Below are 18902 nucleotides of genomic sequence, written 5' to 3'. Positions count from 1 at the left end.
CTTTGATGATCTTATCTGCTAATAATTCTTTTCAAAACCAATGCAATAAACTTGGAATTTGTATAAAAGTATCTATTGAACAATCTTGTGGGGTTTTGAATCAAACGATAAAACCATTCCATTCCTAATTTTTGAATAAATTTAGGCGGTCTTTTTTCACTTCCAATAACTGTATTAATGGCATTACCAATACCCAAACAAACACAACTTAGATCTGAAGAGTTTTCTAACATCCACTTTTCTTGTTTGGGGCACCCAAGAGAAACAAAAAGAATATTGGTGCCCACATCATTTATTTCATGAACATATTTTTCTGTTTCTTCAACAGTCAATTTTCTAAAAGGAGGGGATATGAATCTACCTATCTTTACGTTGCCAAAGTTTTGTGTTAAATATTCTTGAAATATGTCTAAATTTTCTTCGGTATTTCCAAAAACTGAAACAGTCATCTGTTTTTCATCACAATGTTCTATAAGTTCTGGAGTAATGTCCATGCCTGCAATCCTTGATTGTGACACTTTGTTGAAATAGCTAAACGCCCATTTTACCGGCACACCATCTGTAACAGCCCATTGCGCATTTTTAATGGCTTTTTTAAGAGAAATATCCGTTTGGGCTTCCACCAACATATGCACATTAACAGCGCACAAATATGACGGTCTTCTGGCCTGAGCAAATCTAAGCAGTTCACTTATCAATTGTGATTTAGAAATATTATTGATTTCTAATCCAAATAGCTCTCTTTTTATCTGCCCCATTTATTTTATATCGTATTAAATTGGTTTTGTCTTGATTTAAAGCAAAGAAAAAGCCCTAAGAAAAAGGAAAAGAAGATGATGCCCTTTTCTCTTACTAATATTGATTCTGTAAGCCCATTTAACATAAAAAAAGTAACTGTAATCAAAAGAAGTGTATTCCTATTTTTTATTGCACTAAGGATTAACAGTATTAAAATTGTGGCAAGAATTACCATCCCAAATATTCCAAACTTCAAAAAAACATCCAAATATGTATTATGGGAATTAAAAACAGTCCCATTTTGCCTATTAAAGTATAACAATGACTCATACTTGTTTTCTTTGTAACAATTATTTAAATAGGTCTGAGCCTCCGAAATACCTGTTCCAAACATAAAATTCTCCTTTATTCCCTCAAAAGAGCAATTCCATGTCATATAACGGAGAGCCAGCCCTTCATAAGACCAATCGTTTTGATAGTCAAAATCCTTGCTAAAATTCACAACATGATCTACTCTGGATTGAAAAGATGAATTAAATTTATAATTCATTAAAAAAAGAAGTGAAAATGATATAATTAGGTATACCAATAGTTTACGTGATTTCGTGGCTGCCAATATGCCAAGACCTATAAATGTTGACACTATTGCCGTCCTTGAACCAAGTAAAAACAAAAAAAGCAATAGAAAAACAAGTTCGATATAATAGATAATACTTTTTTCATTTATCTTATTTATATATAGAGTCGAGCTTCCAAATAATATAGCTGCTCCAACCATTATGGAAAAATAAATGGGTTCATGGTGGACCAGCGAATTTGAAAGTTCAAAATACGTAAGGTTTATTAGGTTAAAAGGGGTGGAAGCTTCTAAAAGCGTTTTGGAGAAAGCAACAACTATAGTACCTAATGATAATGCGAATACCGAATGAACATAATATTGAAGCACCTTAAGTTTTTGTTTGTGTGGTATTTTTATAGCCATTACATATATCATAGTTGGTAATAATATAATCGTGGCTATCCTTGCCAAATATTTTAAAGCAGTATAATCCTTATTTGCCAAAATATTTATCAACACCAACATTACAAAGGCTGCAACTAAAGCAAAAAGAACTTTATTGAGCTTATTGGTTTCTGAAGACCGTTTCTTATTAGTAATAATATTTTGGATTATAAACAATACACCGCCTGCCATTAAAAGATTTGTAAGGGCATTACTCCAAGGAATTATTACGGCCATTGCCAAAAGGTAACCAAATGCTAAATATTCTTTTTCTTTCAATTCTTCTAATTTAGGTGACTACTATTTATTCATGAAGATGACTTATAGCTCAATATTTTGAAAAGTAAAACTGTAGGAAAAATTCCCTGTGCAATTTCAAGATAGTTTTCGAACATGCCAATAAAAACCACAAAGAATATTATTGTAATTAAATATAGCATCCTCATTTTTTCAGTTTTGTCTGGAACTTTAATGTATTTTCTCCTTAATCTAATAACAATTGAAATTACCGCTAAAGCCAAAACACTAAACAGTATTGGTCCTAACTCCATAATTAAGCTTTGAATCGAATAAACGGGTCTATTCATGACCGAAAGTCCATATTCCATATTGGTTGTGCCTGCAACCCAAAGCGGCATAAGTACTTTCTCCATGTCTGGATTAGTATTTTCTATTTGAACTGGATTGGTAAACCTTTTGTTTTGTTTATCATAAAAATATTTGCCCGACATAATCAAGGAGGATCTACTCCCATATTGGCCCAGACCATACCCAAATAAAAATATTTTAGGGGAAGAAAACAGCAATGGTATGGAACTTACTGTAGATTTTACCTTTAAGTTTCTGGATTCAACAATCTGCTGCTTATAAGAGACGAAGCTAGCCAAATTCCTGGGTGCTATAAAATATAGTACTCCTATGAAGATCAAAATCAAACCAACTACTTTTGCCACTTTCACCATATTTATGATGGATAAGGTTACTCCCGCAGCAAGGATTATTGAAATAGTTATATGAATACAGGAAGCCAAAAAAATAGAAAGGCATCCTAGAAAAATCACCAATTTTTTTCTTTTTTGAGATAAAAGGGTATAATAGGTCAATAAGGACACCTGGTTAATTGTATAAAATATATTAGCAAAACCATTGTCGTTGTTTAGAAATGATAATGGATTAATAGTTCCTTGCACATAATCTCCAGAAGAAAGATCAAATCCCTGCCCTAACATTAACACTTGCAAAACACCAACCAGAGCTTCAATAACAATCACCTTTTCGACAAAGCCATCAATCCTTTTCTTAAAATTCGAATCTAACTTCGTAGGTCTTTTTAGAATGAATAAAGAAATAAAAGAACCGTAAAACATTGTGGCGACCAGGAAATTTAATATATAGTAATCCCCTGAAAACACAATTAGGTAAACAATTACATAAAGTATGGCTACAATAATGAAAACTATAGTTCTTTCTAGAATAGCTTTTAGTGGGTTTCTAAGAAAAAAATAAACTAGTGCAGCAAAGGGCAGAAAAATCATCAATTCTTTAGGAAGTGGTGTCAACACCATGATTTGAGAAAAAAAGAAAATCTCAAAATATGTTCTTTGAAGTTTTTCTTCCTTGCTCCAAACTAGTGTTATATCATTCGATTTTATTTGCATGCCCGATACACCTCTTTTTCAAAATTTTTATAATACAGGTTTTCAGTAAAAGTTTCAAGGTATCTTTTTTTTCCTTTTTCACCCATCCTAAGTCTTACTTCATAATTATGCAATAGTGCTAATAACTTCTCACAAATTAAATCAGGTCTGTTAATTGGCACCAGATAACCTGTTTCCCCATCTACGACAATATCCGGAATTCCCCTCCAAAAAGTAGCAACAACAGGAATTTTAAATTGCATGGCTTCAAGCAGTACATTTCCAAAGGTTTCACTTTCATAAAATGACGGAAAACAGAAGATATCTGACAAAGCAAACTCATCCCATTTTGCCGCATCCGTTTTCACCCCTAAAAACCTGACCATATGAAGCTGTTCTGATTGTATAAACTCTTTGCACTGTTCTTCAAATTCAGAGTCGTCAAATTTTCCCATAAAGTGCATTTGGAAGTCTTCCGTACTTTGTTTCATCAATTTTACTGCAGTTAGAATATCCATGACCCCTTTGGTTTTCTTTAATGCCCCAACAAACAAAATTGTACTTCCCTTTCGCCCTTCCAGACTATAGTTTTTGGAAAAATCTTTAATACCATTCGGTACTACCACGTCCCGGAGTGTTTTAAAATATTCACCATCTCTGGGATTTCTTGAAGATAATCTTATCGTTAGATCTGGCTTTCCTAAAATGAACTTAACAATGGCTTTCAACAGGGAGGGATAGGTATCAACTTTTTGGCTTATTCCGCCAGCCCTAAAGTGATAAATAGTGCTGGAAAACATCCACCTCACACAGCTTAAAATCATCAAATCTCTTATGATAGCTACATTATCAGGGCCAGCAGGAGGGTAATATAGGTTGTTGATGTTATACCTAAATCTATTATAGATTATCTTGAAAATCAACTTTATTAATTGAAACACCTTATAAAATCCAAATTTACCCACTTCTTGCATTTCTTTTGAGAACTCCATTCTAACATGGTATATTTCAAGATTCTCATACTCATGGTTAAGAGTGTTTTGAATCATTATCGCCTGACCGTGATATGGAGGTGGGGTTTGGCCAACTATCAGTATCTTTTTTTTGTCCATTAAGGAAATGATTTGTACAAGTTTATTTACCTTCCTTTTTTAAGCAAAAGTCGGATATATTCCTTTTTTACCAAGAAAGCCCCAAGTAGATAGGCCATAACCAGTAATATGCCCTTGACAACAAGTCTAAGATATATATTTGCTATATCTTCAAACTGTTCAATGCAAATTACTAATATTATTAGTGCTAGTCCAGCTACAAAACCAGATTTAAAAAAGATTAAATATTGAAATAGTGGTTTTTTGAATCCTTTGACGAACAATAAATAAAATACTTGAAAATAGTTAAAGCAATAGGCCACCAGAATACCGTAACCAACCATCTCCAAACTGCCTTGATATATACCATACGCTATACCTGTAAGTGTAAAAAGTGCTGAAATGAGACCAGAAACAAACAATAGATTTGTTTTTCCCAATGCTTGAAAGATAGCACCCGTACTGGAAAGTGTCATTTGTATCCAAATGGTTAAGGCTAATATTTTAAAAACTCCGACCGAATTTGTCCATTGTTCTCCATAGAACACAAGTATAATCTCTTCTGCTGAAACATATAAGAAAATGGATAGAGGAATTCCAATAAATGACAATAACTCCAAAATACCTTTATAATTATCATGTATTATATAGGGTTTATGTTGATATTCAGCCAATACTGGATGAAGTACTGGAGTAATTACAAAGGTTAATGATTGTACTGGATAAAGCATTAAACGATAGGCCCTATCATAAAGACCAAGACTATTGGCGCCCATAAATTTCCCTATTAAAATATTATCCAAATTTCTAGAGAAGTAATTGATAAAATTGAATAAAAACTGATAAGCCGAATATCCAAAAATCATTCTTATTCCATCCCGATTAAAGCTTTGTCCTAGTCTAAATTTGCTTAAGTAGAAGTTTAGAAAAAAAAGTAAGGCAGATTTTATAATCTCTCGGTATATTAAAGAATAATATCCCTGACCCTTATATGCCAAATAAATGGCCAATATACCTGTTATTACATTTACAAAAAGTATTGAGCCCTCTAGTTTTAAAAATTGCTTTCCCCTTCTCAACAAAGCTTGGGGCACTACATTTAAAATGTAAAAAAAAATTACCGAGGATAATATTTTGCCAATATTGGTATAATCTTGGTTCTCATAAAAATTTGCAATAAAGTGAGAGGAAAAGAAAAAAATAGTTGCACTCAATACAGCAATAATCAAGGAATAATTGAAAATGGTCTGAATATGATAATCCGTAAGTTTTTTGTTTTGAATAATCGCCGCCCCGATACCAATTTCTCCTATAATGTTAAAAAAAGTAATGAATACTAAAAGAAGTGCGACAATTCCGAATTCTTCAGGAGTTAGTAATCTGGCCAGTATAAAGCTAATAATCAGTTCGAAAAATATATTGGAATATTTGGAGACGAACGTAATAGCGAAACCTTTCTTTAACTCTTTTTGAATTGACATTAAATACTTTCTAGTTCGTTTTGAAATTTTTTTACAAATGCTTCTTTTGAGAAAGAAGATTTAAATTTAACAAAAGCAGAATTGGTGAGTTGATGTATTTCATGATTTGTTTTCTTGCTTATTTCAAGCAGGGTGTCGGCTAACTCTTCAGGTTCATTACTAGAATAAAACAGGTCAATCGTATCAAAAAAGTATTCTTTTGCGCCATTAGAGTGACACGTAACAACCGGTATCTTCATCGAAATTGCGTCTACCAGTTTATTGGTTATGACGGTCATAGCCTTTTCGGTGTTTCCAAATGCACCTAAGGCAACATCACAATTTTCCATTAAAAATCTTTCCAATTTACCATTGGAAAAACTATAATCACTGTATAATGTTACCTTATCCTTTACTTGTAAGTCTTCGATCATTTTCAGGTATGGAACAGCATTTTCTTCTGAATCCCCAAAGAGATGAAATTCAATATTCAGCCCAAGCTTTTTAGTTTTAGCCGCTGCTTCAATAATACTATCCAATCCATGTAAAGGAATAAAGGTGCCCCACCAGCAAATTCTTAAACAATTTTCCGAATTATTATTGAAATAATTTAATTGAGCTGGTTCCCTTGCCTCCATACACAATGGCAAAATACTTGAATTCACCTCAAACGATTTATTCTTTTGTACTGTGTTTATATAATAATGTGCTTCAGAATGGTTTAGAAAAAAGACCTTTTTGCATTTCAATAGTTGTAAGTCGTAAAACCTATACAACCTTGCTTTGAAGGAGTTATTGGAAACCATTTTCCTGTCTATTACCCTAGTCTCGTAATATGAAATATAAAAATCGGCTACAATTTTTTTTCGAAATAACTTGGCTGTTAAAATCTGTACAATTTTATTGTTGTTCATTGGTAAAACAACAACCATATCTGCTCTTATCAAAAAATAAAGCCTGAACATGGATGCAAAAATTACATCTAAAAGCTTTAAAATTTTTATAGTTATTTTTTCTTCTTTTCCGGAAATTGAAAAATCGCTGAAATTTACCCTATAATGGCTTGAATCGATTAAGTAGGACAAAATAATTTGGGACCGATATGCTCCAAGTATATTTCCAATAATATAAACGTTTTTAATCTTTCTATCCATACTATAAGTTCAATATTTTATGATTCATCTATTGAACATTCCCTTCAGCCCTACTTCTAATGGTATCGTTTGTTCCCAACCAGGAAGTAGTTGGTAATTTGACCATAAGGACATAACCTCTCTTTTTCTATACGGTTTGGCGCCCCATTTAACTTTGATATGGTTTTGGGCTGTCTTATTAAAGAGCTTTATCAACTGCTTCAGAGTAATTGACTCTTTCGCAGCCAAAGCATATTTTCCATTATTTAAATTATAGTTACTATCATTCAACAACTCTAGAGCCCTCTCAAAGCCTTTACATATATCTATTACATGAAGTAGATTTATGGGCTGTTCCCCTCCAGACATATCTAACTCCCTACCTTCTTGGGAGAACTTGAACAATAAGTTGATAAGTTTTGGTCTGTTGTCGTTTTCAGAATAAGAATCAAAAAGTTTAAGAGTTATACAATTTACGCCTTCAGCTTCCGTATAATATTTTAATATGGCTTCAAAAGCTTCTTTGGTAGCTGCATATAAGTTTGTGGGATTGTATGGTTCGTTATTATAATGCTGCCATGAGGTACCCGTATTTACCAATTTAGTAACCTTGGCAGATTTCATGGCCTCCAATAACTGTGTGCCAAAAAGAATGTTACTGTCAACAAGCTTCTCTACCTGATCTGTGGTATGTTCGGCGATGAAACAAGATGCAAGGTGAAAAACACATTCAATGTTTTCTTGCTTAAAATATTGTGCCAAACCTCCAGGAAGAATTTCATAATAGTATATTGCTAGTCGGTTCTTAATATCTTCCAGATTGTTTAAATTAGAGCCTTTTCTAAGTCCAACATGTACGGTATGTCCAATATCCAATAGGTGTCTACTTAAATTGGAACCTATAAATCCGGATGCTCCTGTAATAAATATATTCATTTCTAGAATGGAGATTCAAATTCAGATAAAGTAAAATGTTTTTGGTCTCTTTCGGATAAAATTGGGGTCTTGCAATTCCATTCATAACCTATACTGTCCCACAATATTCCAGTATCATTTGTTTTACTATAAACAGAAGAAACTTTGTAATGCAAAAGAGTGTTGTTTTCGAGACTTAAAAATCCATGAGCACACCCTCTAGGAATATAAAGCATTCTATTAGAGGATGCAGCGTTGAGCGTAACTGCTATATATTGTTTAAACGTTTTTGAATCCTTTCTGAGGTCTACAACAACATCCTTTACAGAGCCCGATAAGCATGTTACCACTTTTGCGTGGTCATCGGGCGGGTTTTGAAAATGCATTCCTCGAATTACATTCAAATGGGATATGGAAAAATACTCTTCCTTCCAATTTGTTTCTAAACCATTTTCTTTAAATATATTGTAGTGAAATGTCTTAAAAAAGCTCCCTCTAATATCTGTAAACTGATCTACTTCTATTTCGAAACAGCCCGAAATATCGGTTTCCAATAATTTCATTGCTAAAAATTTAATCCGAAAAACTCTTCTAATTTCTCTCCAACATATTCGAAATGTTCACTATTCAAAGCAGGGTAAATTCCTATCCAAAATGTCCGGTTCATAGTTATATCTGTATTGGTAAGGTTTCCTACAACACGATACTCTATATCCTTAAAATAAGGCTGCTTTGTCAAATTTCCGGCGAATAATAGTCTAGAACCTATTTTATTGTCATCCAAAAACCGCAATAAATCTACACGGTCAACTCCTATATCTTCTTTAAGTGTTATTGGAAATCCGAACCATGAAGGTTGACTATTAGGTGTAGGCTCAGGCAATTTCAAAAATTCTGTCAACGATTGCAGCCTATTATGAAGGTATTCAAAATTTGCAATCCTTTGGTCTATAAAGCTCTGTGCTTTATCAACTTGTGCCAAACCACAAGCCGCCTGCATATCGGTTATTTTTAAATTATAACCACAGTGGGAATAAACATATTTATGGTCATACCCAAATGGAAGGCTTCCATGTTGTTGTTCAAACCTGCATCCACAAGTGTTATCACAACCTGGAGCGCAATAACAATCCCTCCCCCAGTCTCTAAACGACTCCGCAATCAATTTAAGTTCTGAATTGTTTGTAAAGATAGCACCTCCTTCTCCCATTGTAATATGGTGTGCCGGATAAAAACTGACCGTGGCAATATCTCCAAATGTACCGCATAATTGTCCGTTATATTTTGCACCAAGGGCATCACAAGTGTCTTCCACTAACCACAGGTTGTATTTGTCACACAAGGCTTTTACCTTTTTTAAATCGAAGGGGTTTCCCAACGTATGGGCAAGCATAATTGCTTTAGTTTTTGGCGTAATGGCCGCCTCAATCAAATCCGCATTTATATTATGAGTATCTAAATCAACGTCTACAAAAACGGGAACGGCTCCAAATTGAACTATTGGATTTACTGTTGTAGGGAACCCAGCCGCAACACCAATAACTTCATCTCCTTTTTTTATGGCTCTCTCTCCCAATTTTGGGGAAGTAAGGGCAGAAAAAGCAACCAAATTGGCAGAAGAACCGGAATTAACAGAGAGGCAATGTTTTACACCTAAAAATTCAGCTAATTTCTTTTCGAACTGTTCATTGAACCGTCCAGTTGTCAACCACCCATCGAGCGAAGCCTCCACCATATTCATCAACTCTTCTTTACCCAAGACTTTACCAGAAGGTGGAATAACTGTTTCCCCAGGCTCAAAAATAGATGGTTTATATTTTTCCTCTGCAAATTCAGCTACCAATTGAGCAATCTTATGTCTTAATTCTTCCGTTTTGGTTGGTACTTCTTTCATTTTAATCTCTTAAATAATCTTCAATTTCTTTTAAACAATGCTCGAACATATTCTCTGAGGACAACCATCCTCTATGCCAATTAACAATTAAATTCAATGTATGGTTCAAATTCCATTTGGGTTCCCAATCAAGTCCAGATTTTGCTTTAGAACAATCCAACTTCAAAAAATTAGCCTCATGTGGGTTTTTACCTTTATCCAACTCCCATATGGCACCCTCACCCCAATAACCAACCATTTGATCCAAAATCCAACTTACTGGCTTACAATCTTCGTCGTTTGGCCCAAAATTCCATGCTTCGTCATAATCTTTCCCATCACGATATAACTGTTGCGCCAACACCAAATATCCTGACAGGGGTTCCAACACATGTTGCCATGGCCTTGTTGATTTCGGATTTCTTATGACTACCCGCTCACTTTTTTCAAAGGCCCTTAAAATATCAGGAATCAATCGATCATCGGCCCAATCACCACCTCCTATAACATTTCCAGCTCTGGCAGAGGCCAAAAATGCAGAATCCGAATTATTAAAAAATGAATTCCTATAAGCTGCAGTAACCAATTCTGCACAACCTTTACTGCTACTGTAGGGGTCGTGCCCCCCCATTGGTTCGTTTTCTCTATAGCCCCACACCCATTCTTTGTTTTCGTAACATTTATCAGTTGTCACCGATACAATTGCTTTCAAATTTTTACATGAACGTGCTGATTCCAATACATTCACAGTTCCCATAACATTAGTTGCATATGTTTCAACTGGTTCTTTATAAGAGAGGCGTACCAATGGTTGGGCGGCCATATGTATCAAGACATCAGGGTTGAAAGCTTTCATGCTTTTAGTTATATTATCTAAACTCCTGATATCCCCTATTTCGGAGTCGAGCAATTTATCCAATGAAGCTTCTTTGAAAAGGGAGGGGTTTGTATTGGGTTCAAGCGCATATCCTTTTACAATTGCACCCATGGAATGCAACCATATGGACAACCAACTGCCTTTAAAACCAGTATGTCCGGTTAAATATACCCTCTTGTTATTCCAAAATGATGGTTGTACTTGTCCTTTTAATCCTTCCATAACTTCCAAGGTGCCTTGTTAGTCTCCCACAGATTTTCCAAATAGTGCTTGTCTCTAAGAGTATCCATAGGTTGCCAAAAATTATCGTGCTTGAATGCCATTAACGCTCCATCTTCTGCTAAACTTTTAAGGGGTGTTTGTTCCCAAATGGATTGATCTCCATCTATTCTATCAATTACCTTGGGCGAAAGGACAAAAAACCCTCCATTGATCAATGCGCCATCGCCTTTTGGTTTTTCCTGGAACTTATGGACTTGTCCGTTCTCAATATCCAAAGCGCCAAATCTTCCTGGAGGATAAACAGCAGTCAATGTGGCCTCCTTGCCATGGGATTCGTGAAACTTTATTAATTCTTTTATGTCCAAATTGGCGACTCCATCGCCATAAGTGAAACAAAAACTCTTTTCGTTTTCAACATATTTTTTCACTCTTCTTAATCGTCCACCTGTCATAGATTCATCACCAGTATCAACCAAAGTAACTGTCCAAGGTTCTGCTCTTTTTTCATGGACTATCATTTGATTGTCCATCATATTAAAGGTCACATCAGATTGATGCAAAAAATAATTGGCAAAATATTCTTTTATGACATAGCCTTTATATCCACAACATATTATGAAATCATTGACTCCATAATAGGAATAAATTTTCATAATATGCCATAAAATTGGTTTGCCACCAATTTCTACCATGGGTTTTGGTTTTGAAACTGTTTCTTCACTAAGACGAGTTCCTAGGCCTCCTGCCAATATTACTGCTTTCATTTAATATGTTTAATTTGAACTTACAAATGCGTCTGAATAAAAATCTTCTTCCTTTAATCCTTTTCCTGTCAATAAATTTTTTGCCGATTCAATCATTTCACTTGACCCACAGGCGTATACAGCACAATTGGTTAAGTCCTCCAACTTTCTGCACAAAACATTTTGAACATACCCTATTTCTCCACCCCAATCGCTTTCTGGCCTTGACACTACTTTATAAAACTTATCACCAACATTGGGCAAATTATCCAAGAAAAGTTGTTCTTGATACCTCGCTCCCCAAAAAACCAAAATTTCACCGTGGTTGACCTTTGAATTCTCCAAACCTTGTAATATGGACTTTACAGGTGCAATTCCTGTGCCTGTTGCCAAAAAGATAATCCTTTTATAAACCTTGTTTCTATAAAAAAATGTTCCCAATGGACCATTCAATCTTAAAAGATCATCTTTTTTGGCTTCATTGAACCAATAATTGCTCATAACCCCTTTATCATAATTCTTGATTATAAACTCCAGCAGGTTATTCTCATTGTTGGAAATCGAAATTGAATAGCTTCTTTTAATATTCCCCTTTATGAGGTCCACATATTGTCCCTCCAGAAAATTGAAATTGGCATTGGGTGGAAGGCGAACTTCCAGTTTTATAATATCTTTCGAAACCTTTTCTATAAAATTGACTTTACATGGTAAGGTCCTCGGTTTCAAAATATTGTACCCGCTTAAGTCCTCTACATCCAAAACAAGATCGGATTTTGGTTTGGAATTACAGGTTAGAATCCATCCTTTTTGCCGCTCTTGTGGTGTTAACACGTTTTCATCCAAGACATTTATTGCGCTACCCTCTGTGAGTTTTACCAAACAACTCCGGCATCTAGCATTCATACAACTATATTCCAAAAGTACACCCGCTTTTTTGGCTGCGTCTAGGATGGTTGATGATTCATCACATCTAAAATGTTTACCACTCTTAAGTTTTATGTCAAACATAAATTATAAGTGTTTTAAAAAAATGTTTGAGGCATAATGTAATAAATTCACAAAGTTTAATATCATATTTTATTTAGCAAACTTTAGGTTTTTGAAAAACGGCAGTTCTCTATCTTTTTTGGAAACTCTTATTTCATTATTTGAAAAGCCCCACCGAATAGATAATTCGGTGTCATCGTAATGAATTCCTTCCTCTGAATCTTTGTAATAAAAATTGTCACATTTATAAAAAACGTTAGCTGTTTCGCTCAGGGTTAAAAACCCATGAGCAAAACCTCTTGGAATAAACAACTGCTTTTTATTTTCGTAACTTAATTCTATAGATAAATTTTGCCCAAATGTAGGAGAATCTTCACGTAAATCCACAACAACATCCTGAATTTTTCCATTCACAACAGAAATCAGTTTTGCTTGGGCATGTTCTCCTTTTTGGAAATGTAACCCGCGTAGCACCCCTTTTTTGGAAAAAGATTGATTATCCTGCACAAAAGTCACTACTTGTCCTATAGCTTCACAAAACTCTCTATGGTTATAGCTTTCAAAAAAATATCCTCGTTCGTCCTCAAAAACTTCCGGCTCTAATACATAACAGCCTTTTAATTTGGTTTCCGTGGCCTTTATCATAATTCCTTCTTCAAAATGCCCAACAATCTATCTCCGTAACCACTTTTTAATAAAGGTTGGGCCAAATTCTTAAATTGCTCCTCATTAATATACCCCATCTCATAGGCCGCAACCTCAATGGAGCCTACCACTAAGCCTTGTCGCTCCTCTATTACCTCAATAAATTGTGATGCTTGCATCAAAGCCTGAAAGGTGCCTGTGTCCAGCCAAGCGGTTCCGGTATCCAAAATGCTTACATTAAGCTTGTTTTTTTTATGATATTCTTTATTAACATCAGTAATTTCGAGCTCTCCCCTAGCACTTGGCTGAATGTTTTTGGCGATTGATACCACTTCATTATCATAAAAGTAAATTCCCGGAACTACATAATTTGATTTGGGAACTTTGGGCTTTTCTTCAATACTAATGACCTTTCCTTCTTGATCAAATTCCACGACTCCATAACGTTCTGGGTCTTGAACACGATAGGCATAAATAACACCTCCTTTAGGGTCGTTGTTGGCTTGCAAAAGGCCTGATAATCCAGATCCATAAAAAATATTGTCTCCAAGTATAAGGGCTACTTTATCATTCCCTATAAAATCCTCTCCAATGATAAAAGCCTCTGCCAATCCATTTGGAGCTACTTGTGTGGCATATGCAAATGAACAGCCGTATTTTTCACCATCGCCTAAAAGATTTTCAAAAAGAGGTAGGTCGTTAGGAGTAGAAATTATCAAGATTTCACGGATACCAGCCTGCATTAAGGTAGATATAGGGTAATAGATCATAGGTTTGTCGTAAATGGGCATTAGCTGCTTACTTACGGATAGTGTAAGCGGATGCAGTCTACTGCCTGTTCCTCCTGCCAAAACAATTCCCTTCATCCTTTTTTAATCCTGATATTGGTTTCTATAATATTCTCTATACTCGCCAGTGGTAACACGCTGCAACCATTCTCGATTATCAAAGTACCAATCTATTGTTTTTTGCAACCCTTCCTCAAATGTAACAGTAGGTTTCCAACCCAAGACTTTGTTGATTTTTGAAGCGTCGATTGCATAGCGCAAATCATGTCCCGGACGATCTTTTACAAAAGAAATAAGTTTTTTTGATGTTCCAATAGATCTATTGAGCTTTTTGTCCATAAGTCTGCATAACAAATGTGTCAAGTCAATATTCTTCCATTCATTAAAACCACCAATATTATATGTTTCTTGTTTTTCTCCTTTGTGAAACACTAGGTCTATGGCTTTGGCATGATCTTCCACAAACAACCAATCTCGCGTGTAGTTTCCATCACCATATATAGGTAATGGGCTGTTTTCAATGATATTATTGATAAATAACGGTATTAGCTTTTCAGGGAACTGATTGGGACCATAATTATTTGAGCAATTAGATATGATATAAGACAAGCCATAGGTTTCTCCATAAGCCCTTACAAAATGATCTGAACTTGCTTTGGATGCCGAATAAGGCGAATTTGGACTATACGGTGTGGTTTCCGTAAAATGCCCTGTATCTCCAAGCGCCCCAAACACCTCATCTGTACTGATATGATAAAATAAGAAGTTTGGATTCTCTTTTGTCAAAACCAATGACGCGTTCAATAGGTTCACAGTGCCAAAAATATTGGTTTTTACAAAAGCTAAAGGATCAACAATCGAGCGATCTACGTGAGACTCGGCTGCTAAGTGAATAACGGCATCAAACTTGAGCTTTTTAAATAGTTGATCTATAAATTCGGAATCTGTTATATCTCCCTTCAAAAATGTATAGTTTGATGCTACTTCAACATCTTGAAGGTTTTCAAGATTGCCCGCATAGGTTAAGGCATCGAGATTATAAATGTGATATGATGGGTACTGGGAAACAAACCTCCTAATTACATGGGAGCCTATAAACCCTGCTCCTCCGGTAATCAATATATGTTTTTGGATTTGATTGTCCATTAAAGTCTCCTTTTCAAAGAAAGTAGTTTGCCAGAAATGGCATTCTAACTGCTCAGCACACTGTTTTTTGGTCGTTTTGCTAAAGTACGATAATTCTTATCCAATATCAGTTTGGTCTTTTCGGTCAACTGATTTTCTATCAAAATTTGATTGGCAAAATCAAACCATGTCATAGGTTTTCCATCTGTAAAATGATACAAACCAAATGGTTTCTCTTCCAAAATAATATCATTTAAAATATAGAATGCCAGATTCTCCGTATTGGTCGGGCATCCAATTTGAGTATCTGTAACAGTTAACTTTTCGCCTTGTTTCGCCTTGTTTCAAATACTACGATAAAAATTGTGTCCGTGTTTTTTACTATATAACCAAGATGTCCGAACAATGTAATAATGTTCCAGAGTCTGTTGAATATAAAGTTCTCCTTTTAGTTTAGATTTTCCATATTCGTTAATAGGATTTGGTTGGTCATTAACAGAATATGGGCCTTTTTTTCTCCATCAAAAACATAGTCCGTGGAAATATGAATTAATGTAGTTTGATGATTTTTACAAACCTCTGAAAGGTTTTTAACTCCCTTTGCATTGATGTCAAAAGCCTTGTCTGGATGTTTTTCTGCCTCTTCTACATTGGTATAAGCAGCACATTTGATGCAATAATCGTAATCGTTATCAAAAGCTTCCGAAAGCGTAGATATTTCCGTTATATCTACAGCTTTCTGAGTTTTATAGGTAAACTCAATGTCTTTAAACTTGTGCGAGATTTCTTTTAGAGTAAGTCCCAATTGGCCTCCAGCCCCTGTAATTAAAACTTTTTAAGTTTTCATCCTTGCAGGAAGAGAAATTCCGATTTGCCTTATCCCTTAGTATAGAATTTCAAAAATTTGTTAAGTTCCAATAGACCCAATATTCCAAAAACGACAACCAACAAAGCGAGAGGTAATTTAAATAGGAACCTATTCCAAATTCCCTTCATTTCAACCCCACGAGTTGGAAAATCGCTGATCACATTAATTATGCTTGATTTATTTGCTCGTTCCCTGTTTAATGACACTAATTTTTCCTTTAAAACATCCTTTTCTTGAATTAGCGCCAATTCTCTACTTTCTGACTCTCCTCTCTCGGCTAAGTTAATACTGGTTCCTTGCATCGGCTTGTCAGCCTCTTTTACCAGAACAGTACGGTACAAGCTTTGTAATGAATCTATTTCTTTTAGCTGGTTTTTATAGATAGTATCCTGCATTTCCAAGTTTTCATCATTGATTCTCTTCTGTAACTTAAAATATTGATTCACTGCAATGGAATTAATAATGGCAGGTTGCATTTTTTTGGCGACTCTATTGTTTGTGCTAACCACTGAAATTTGATGAAACCGTGCGTCCATGGAATTAAAGTTTTCCAAATAATTTTGAAAATCAATAGTCTTCACAGTAGTTGTATCCAATTCTCGAATAAACTCATCAAACAATTTAATTTTCTGGTTTTCATCAGAATAGCTGTCAGCAAAAATCTCCTCTATAGTTGCTGCCTCACGCTCCGTAATATTTAAAGCGGTTGCTAAAGCAACTGAATCCTGAGCTTCTGCCAAATCATTATAAAAAGAAATGTTGTTATATAACTGCTGTACACTATTAAAGTTAGGTTCCACAACCATTTTGGATAGATATTTTGTTGGCATAACCTGATCCAATATAAATCCTCCAACTCCGCCAATTATAACTGCAGCGCCAATAACTATAATATTCTTCTGAACAAATAGTAGGAAAAGCATAAACAGGTGAAAAACACCCTTAAAAATGCTCCCAATAAAATTGAAAAATCTTTGAAAGGCATTACCTATCATCTGAAATAATTGTCCCAAATCTATTTCATCTGATGTATTCTGATTTACTGGTTGTTCTGCCATGTTTGTCTATTGATTGAATATTTGTTTTAAAATTCGGTCTGTTATCAAATAGGTGGGTTTTACACCGGTTGTTCCAAGGCCACCAGAAGCTAAAGTGCTTCCTGTTTCCAAGGGATTATCGGATGCATAATAGGCGTAACGCACTTTTACATTCTTTTTTATACTTTTTCTGATTCTCGAAGCCGATTGAATTGCCTTTTGGTAATGAACCCCCTCCATTTCCAAACCAATTACATTCCAGGTGGATTCATAAAAAAACTGGAGTATGTCCTTGTTTTGAAGTGAGGTCCCCAAAACCGTAACCATGGTGCCCTCCAAAACTTTTAGACCATTACCTTCAAAATCCGAAGCGCAAAGCTCGTTTTGAAACGGATAATTATCTGCTGTTCCTTCAAAAATATGTGCTGAAGGTATCATTAGGTCACCTTTACCTCCTTCCAAAATACCTGCTTTCCCCATTATAGATACTGAATCAACATTCAAAAAATGATTTTCACCCTCTTCTTTAAGGGGCTTCATCAACTCATCAATGGTTTCATATGCTTGTTCTCCAAAGGCATAATCCATCACAAATATAACGGGTTTTTCGTCTTCGGATATTCCTTCGGGAAGTTCAAAACAACAACTTCCGTTGGCAAATCTTGCGGTGTCAAAAATTTGAACATCGATATTGGCTCCTGATTCGTCATCAATAAAAATCATCCCATTTTTTTGGGCATGTGACTTCACTTTTTTATTGAGTGCTTTGTTCTTTGCGGAGCTCAAGGCTTCAAAAATATCCAACGAATTGGTTTCGGGAAACTCCTTTAACAATGCTTTTTTGGCAAAAAGAGAATTCATTACACTATGCATATTGGCACTTATAATGTGCAGTGGCCTATGCAAGAGATGGTGCTCTTTTAGTGTTTTCTTAATTTTTGTGGCCCACTTTTCGCCATGTAGGTGATGTCCCAAACGCTCTCTTAATAGCGGGCTGAAAGTAATGGTTCTTTTCTCTTTGGTGGTTTCTTCTTCAATGGCCAACTTGCCCAGCCAATAGATCAAGTTTAAAAAACGGTCAGGGTCTTCAGTCGTTTTTAGCTTATCCTGAATATCGACCACCTCATCAAAAGTCCGTCCAAGAATATTAGCGGCATGTATCATCGCCACCTCGCGTTCATCATTCGTTTTCTCTTCACTCAAAACGAACTCGGTCAATTTGTCCCAATCACGAATGGTAGCGGTTCCATCTTCAACCAAAACCCTTTTGCAAATCTTTCCAGATTCAATGTACAAAAAGGTAAGGTGTGTCAAAATATCATAAATATCGCTACGGCCACGCGTTATCTCGATGTTCATTTGTTCATCGTCGATACGATAACAATTTCGTCTTCGTTTTGGTGGCACAATAGGTTTTAGGTGCGACTTGGCAAAACCTTCATCCGATGTTAGATTAATGTATCTGCACTCCTCAATACCATCGGGAAGTCGTTCCAGAACATAGATTAAACCATTGAGCTCCGCTTTGTCTTCGGCAATAGTGCCATAGATTTCTGGACGCAATAGCAAAAGTGCATTGCGCAATGCATTGCCCGAAACACCAGAGGGTTTATAAAATCCACGATTGAGCAAATGGCGCATAGTGATATACAAACGCTCAATTGCATTGGTGGACTCCTGTGCCCTTGTAGTCTGTTTAACTTCTGTTGCCATCATATCTTCTGGCAAAATAAGGGAATTCCTATGAAAATTTGACTTTG

The 18902-nt window shown here is 35.3% G+C and carries 17 protein-coding genes and 1 pseudogene; all 18 read right to left on the bottom strand.

Features of this window, described 5'->3' with window-relative positions; all coding sequences use genetic code 11:
• Nucleotides 1-11: 11 nt before the first annotated feature.
• Nucleotides 12-758, bottom strand: coding sequence for a WecB/TagA/CpsF family glycosyltransferase (locus ABT310_RS06470; protein ID WP_375325928.1), 747 nt, complete (start codon nucleotides 756-758; stop codon nucleotides 12-14).
• Nucleotides 759-763: 5 nt separating this feature from the next.
• Nucleotides 764-2020, bottom strand: coding sequence for an O-antigen ligase family protein (locus tag ABT310_RS06465; RefSeq protein ID WP_375325927.1), 1257 nt, complete (start codon nucleotides 2018-2020; stop codon nucleotides 764-766).
• A 29-nt stretch (nucleotides 2021-2049) separates the two neighbouring features.
• Nucleotides 2050-3306: a hypothetical protein gene (locus tag ABT310_RS06460; protein ID WP_375325926.1), complete on the bottom strand. Its 1257-nt coding sequence runs from the start codon at nucleotides 3304-3306 to the stop codon at nucleotides 2050-2052.
• An 83-nt stretch (nucleotides 3307-3389) separates the two neighbouring features.
• Nucleotides 3390-4490: a glycosyltransferase family 4 protein gene (locus ABT310_RS06455; RefSeq protein WP_375325925.1), complete on the bottom strand. Its 1101-nt coding sequence runs from the start codon at nucleotides 4488-4490 to the stop codon at nucleotides 3390-3392.
• 26 nt (nucleotides 4491-4516) lie between these two features.
• Nucleotides 4517-5950 (bottom strand): lipopolysaccharide biosynthesis protein, encoded by a 1434-nt coding sequence (locus tag ABT310_RS06450; protein ID WP_375325924.1) that lies wholly within the window; start codon nucleotides 5948-5950, stop codon nucleotides 4517-4519.
• A complete protein-coding gene (locus ABT310_RS06445) occupies nucleotides 5950-7083 on the bottom strand; it encodes a glycosyltransferase (protein WP_375325923.1) in 1134 nt (377 codons plus the stop codon). Before ABT310_RS06445 ends, ABT310_RS06450 begins: the two co-directional genes overlap by 1 nt.
• A 24-nt stretch (nucleotides 7084-7107) precedes the next feature.
• Entirely contained in the window at nucleotides 7108-7998 is an 891-nt protein-coding gene (locus ABT310_RS06440) for an NAD-dependent epimerase/dehydratase family protein (RefSeq protein ID WP_375325922.1), read from the bottom strand.
• 2 nt (nucleotides 7999-8000) lie between these two features.
• Nucleotides 8001-8540: a dTDP-4-dehydrorhamnose 3,5-epimerase family protein gene (locus ABT310_RS06435; RefSeq protein WP_375325921.1), complete on the bottom strand. Its 540-nt coding sequence runs from the start codon at nucleotides 8538-8540 to the stop codon at nucleotides 8001-8003.
• A 2-nt stretch (nucleotides 8541-8542) separates the two neighbouring features.
• Nucleotides 8543-9871 carry a lipopolysaccharide biosynthesis protein RfbH gene (rfbH, locus tag ABT310_RS06430; protein ID WP_375325920.1) on the bottom strand — a complete coding sequence of 443 codons (1329 nt, stop codon included), beginning with the start codon at nucleotides 9869-9871 and terminating at the stop codon, nucleotides 8543-8545.
• A gap of 1 nt (nucleotide 9872) precedes the next feature.
• Nucleotides 9873-10949 (bottom strand): CDP-glucose 4,6-dehydratase, encoded by a 1077-nt coding sequence (gene rfbG, locus ABT310_RS06425; protein ID WP_375325919.1) that lies wholly within the window; start codon nucleotides 10947-10949, stop codon nucleotides 9873-9875.
• The gene (rfbF, locus tag ABT310_RS06420; RefSeq protein WP_375325918.1) at nucleotides 10937-11713 is read right to left on the bottom strand and encodes a glucose-1-phosphate cytidylyltransferase; all 777 of its coding nucleotides are present in this window, start codon (nucleotides 11711-11713) and stop codon (nucleotides 10937-10939) included. Before rfbF ends, rfbG begins: the two co-directional genes overlap by 13 nt.
• Nucleotides 11714-11722: 9 nt before the next feature.
• Complete coding sequence (locus ABT310_RS06415) at nucleotides 11723-12700, bottom strand: FAD-binding oxidoreductase (protein WP_375325917.1); 978 nt, start codon at nucleotides 12698-12700, stop codon at nucleotides 11723-11725.
• 69 nt (nucleotides 12701-12769) lie between these two features.
• Nucleotides 12770-13324, bottom strand: coding sequence for a dTDP-4-dehydrorhamnose 3,5-epimerase (gene rfbC, locus ABT310_RS06410; protein WP_375325916.1), 555 nt, complete (start codon nucleotides 13322-13324; stop codon nucleotides 12770-12772).
• On the bottom strand, nucleotides 13321-14190 hold the full coding sequence (gene rfbA / locus ABT310_RS06405) for a glucose-1-phosphate thymidylyltransferase RfbA (RefSeq protein WP_375325915.1): 870 nt from the start codon (nucleotides 14188-14190) through the stop codon (nucleotides 13321-13323). Before rfbA ends, rfbC begins: the two co-directional genes overlap by 4 nt.
• 6 nt (nucleotides 14191-14196) lie before the next feature.
• Entirely contained in the window at nucleotides 14197-15258 is a 1062-nt protein-coding gene (gene rfbB, locus ABT310_RS06400) for a dTDP-glucose 4,6-dehydratase (protein WP_375325914.1), read from the bottom strand.
• 44 nt (nucleotides 15259-15302) lie between these two features.
• A pseudogene (rfbD, locus tag ABT310_RS06395) lies at nucleotides 15303-16042 on the bottom strand (dTDP-4-dehydrorhamnose reductase).
• A 71-nt stretch (nucleotides 16043-16113) separates the two neighbouring features.
• Complete coding sequence (locus ABT310_RS06390; protein ID WP_375325913.1) at nucleotides 16114-17163, bottom strand: hypothetical protein; 1050 nt, start codon at nucleotides 17161-17163, stop codon at nucleotides 16114-16116.
• Between the two features lie 6 nt (nucleotides 17164-17169).
• Nucleotides 17170-18858 carry a hypothetical protein gene (locus tag ABT310_RS06385; protein WP_375325912.1) on the bottom strand — a complete coding sequence of 563 codons (1689 nt, stop codon included), beginning with the start codon at nucleotides 18856-18858 and terminating at the stop codon, nucleotides 17170-17172.
• Nucleotides 18859-18902: the final 44 nt, after the last annotated feature.

This window comes from Flagellimonas cixiensis (assembly GCF_042134615.1).
In the GTDB taxonomy this organism is placed as follows: domain Bacteria; phylum Bacteroidota; class Bacteroidia; order Flavobacteriales; family Flavobacteriaceae; genus Flagellimonas; species Flagellimonas cixiensis.
Note: the sequence above shows the minus strand (reverse complement) of the source record. Positions and strands in the feature narration are given on the sequence as shown.

Bases quoted from the DNA above. Each gene is read 5' to 3' on its own strand.
- rfbC (WP_375325916.1), bottom strand. From the start codon at position 13,324: ATGATAAAGGCCACGGAAACCAAATTAAAAGGCTGTTATGTATTAGAG.
- ABT310_RS06445 (WP_375325923.1), bottom strand. From the start codon at position 7,083: ATGGATAGAAAGATTAAAAACGTTTATATTATTGGAAATATACTTGGA.
- rfbH (WP_375325920.1), bottom strand. From the start codon at position 9,871: ATGAAAGAAGTACCAACCAAAACGGAAGAATTAAGACATAAGATTGCT.
- ABT310_RS06385 (WP_375325912.1), bottom strand. From the start codon at position 18,858: ATGATGGCAACAGAAGTTAAACAGACTACAAGGGCACAGGAGTCCACC.
- rfbG (WP_375325919.1), bottom strand. From the start codon at position 10,949: ATGGAAGGATTAAAAGGACAAGTACAACCATCATTTTGGAATAACAAG.
- ABT310_RS06415 (WP_375325917.1), bottom strand. From the start codon at position 12,700: ATGTTTGACATAAAACTTAAGAGTGGTAAACATTTTAGATGTGATGAA.
- ABT310_RS06450 (WP_375325924.1), bottom strand. From the start codon at position 5,950: ATGTCAATTCAAAAAGAGTTAAAGAAAGGTTTCGCTATTACGTTCGTC.
- ABT310_RS06390 (WP_375325913.1), bottom strand. From the start codon at position 17,163: ATGGCAGAACAACCAGTAAATCAGAATACATCAGATGAAATAGATTTG.
- ABT310_RS06455 (WP_375325925.1), bottom strand. From the start codon at position 4,490: ATGGACAAAAAAAAGATACTGATAGTTGGCCAAACCCCACCTCCATAT.
- ABT310_RS06460 (WP_375325926.1), bottom strand. From the start codon at position 3,306: ATGGTGTTGACACCACTTCCTAAAGAATTGATGATTTTTCTGCCCTTT.
- rfbA (WP_375325915.1), bottom strand. From the start codon at position 14,190: ATGAAGGGAATTGTTTTGGCAGGAGGAACAGGCAGTAGACTGCATCCG.
- ABT310_RS06470 (WP_375325928.1), bottom strand. From the start codon at position 758: ATGGGGCAGATAAAAAGAGAGCTATTTGGATTAGAAATCAATAATATT.
- ABT310_RS06440 (WP_375325922.1), bottom strand. From the start codon at position 7,998: ATGAATATATTTATTACAGGAGCATCCGGATTTATAGGTTCCAATTTA.
- rfbF (WP_375325918.1), bottom strand. From the start codon at position 11,713: ATGAAAGCAGTAATATTGGCAGGAGGCCTAGGAACTCGTCTTAGTGAA.
- ABT310_RS06435 (WP_375325921.1), bottom strand. From the start codon at position 8,540: ATGAAATTATTGGAAACCGATATTTCGGGCTGTTTCGAAATAGAAGTA.
- rfbB (WP_375325914.1), bottom strand. From the start codon at position 15,258: ATGGACAATCAAATCCAAAAACATATATTGATTACCGGAGGAGCAGGG.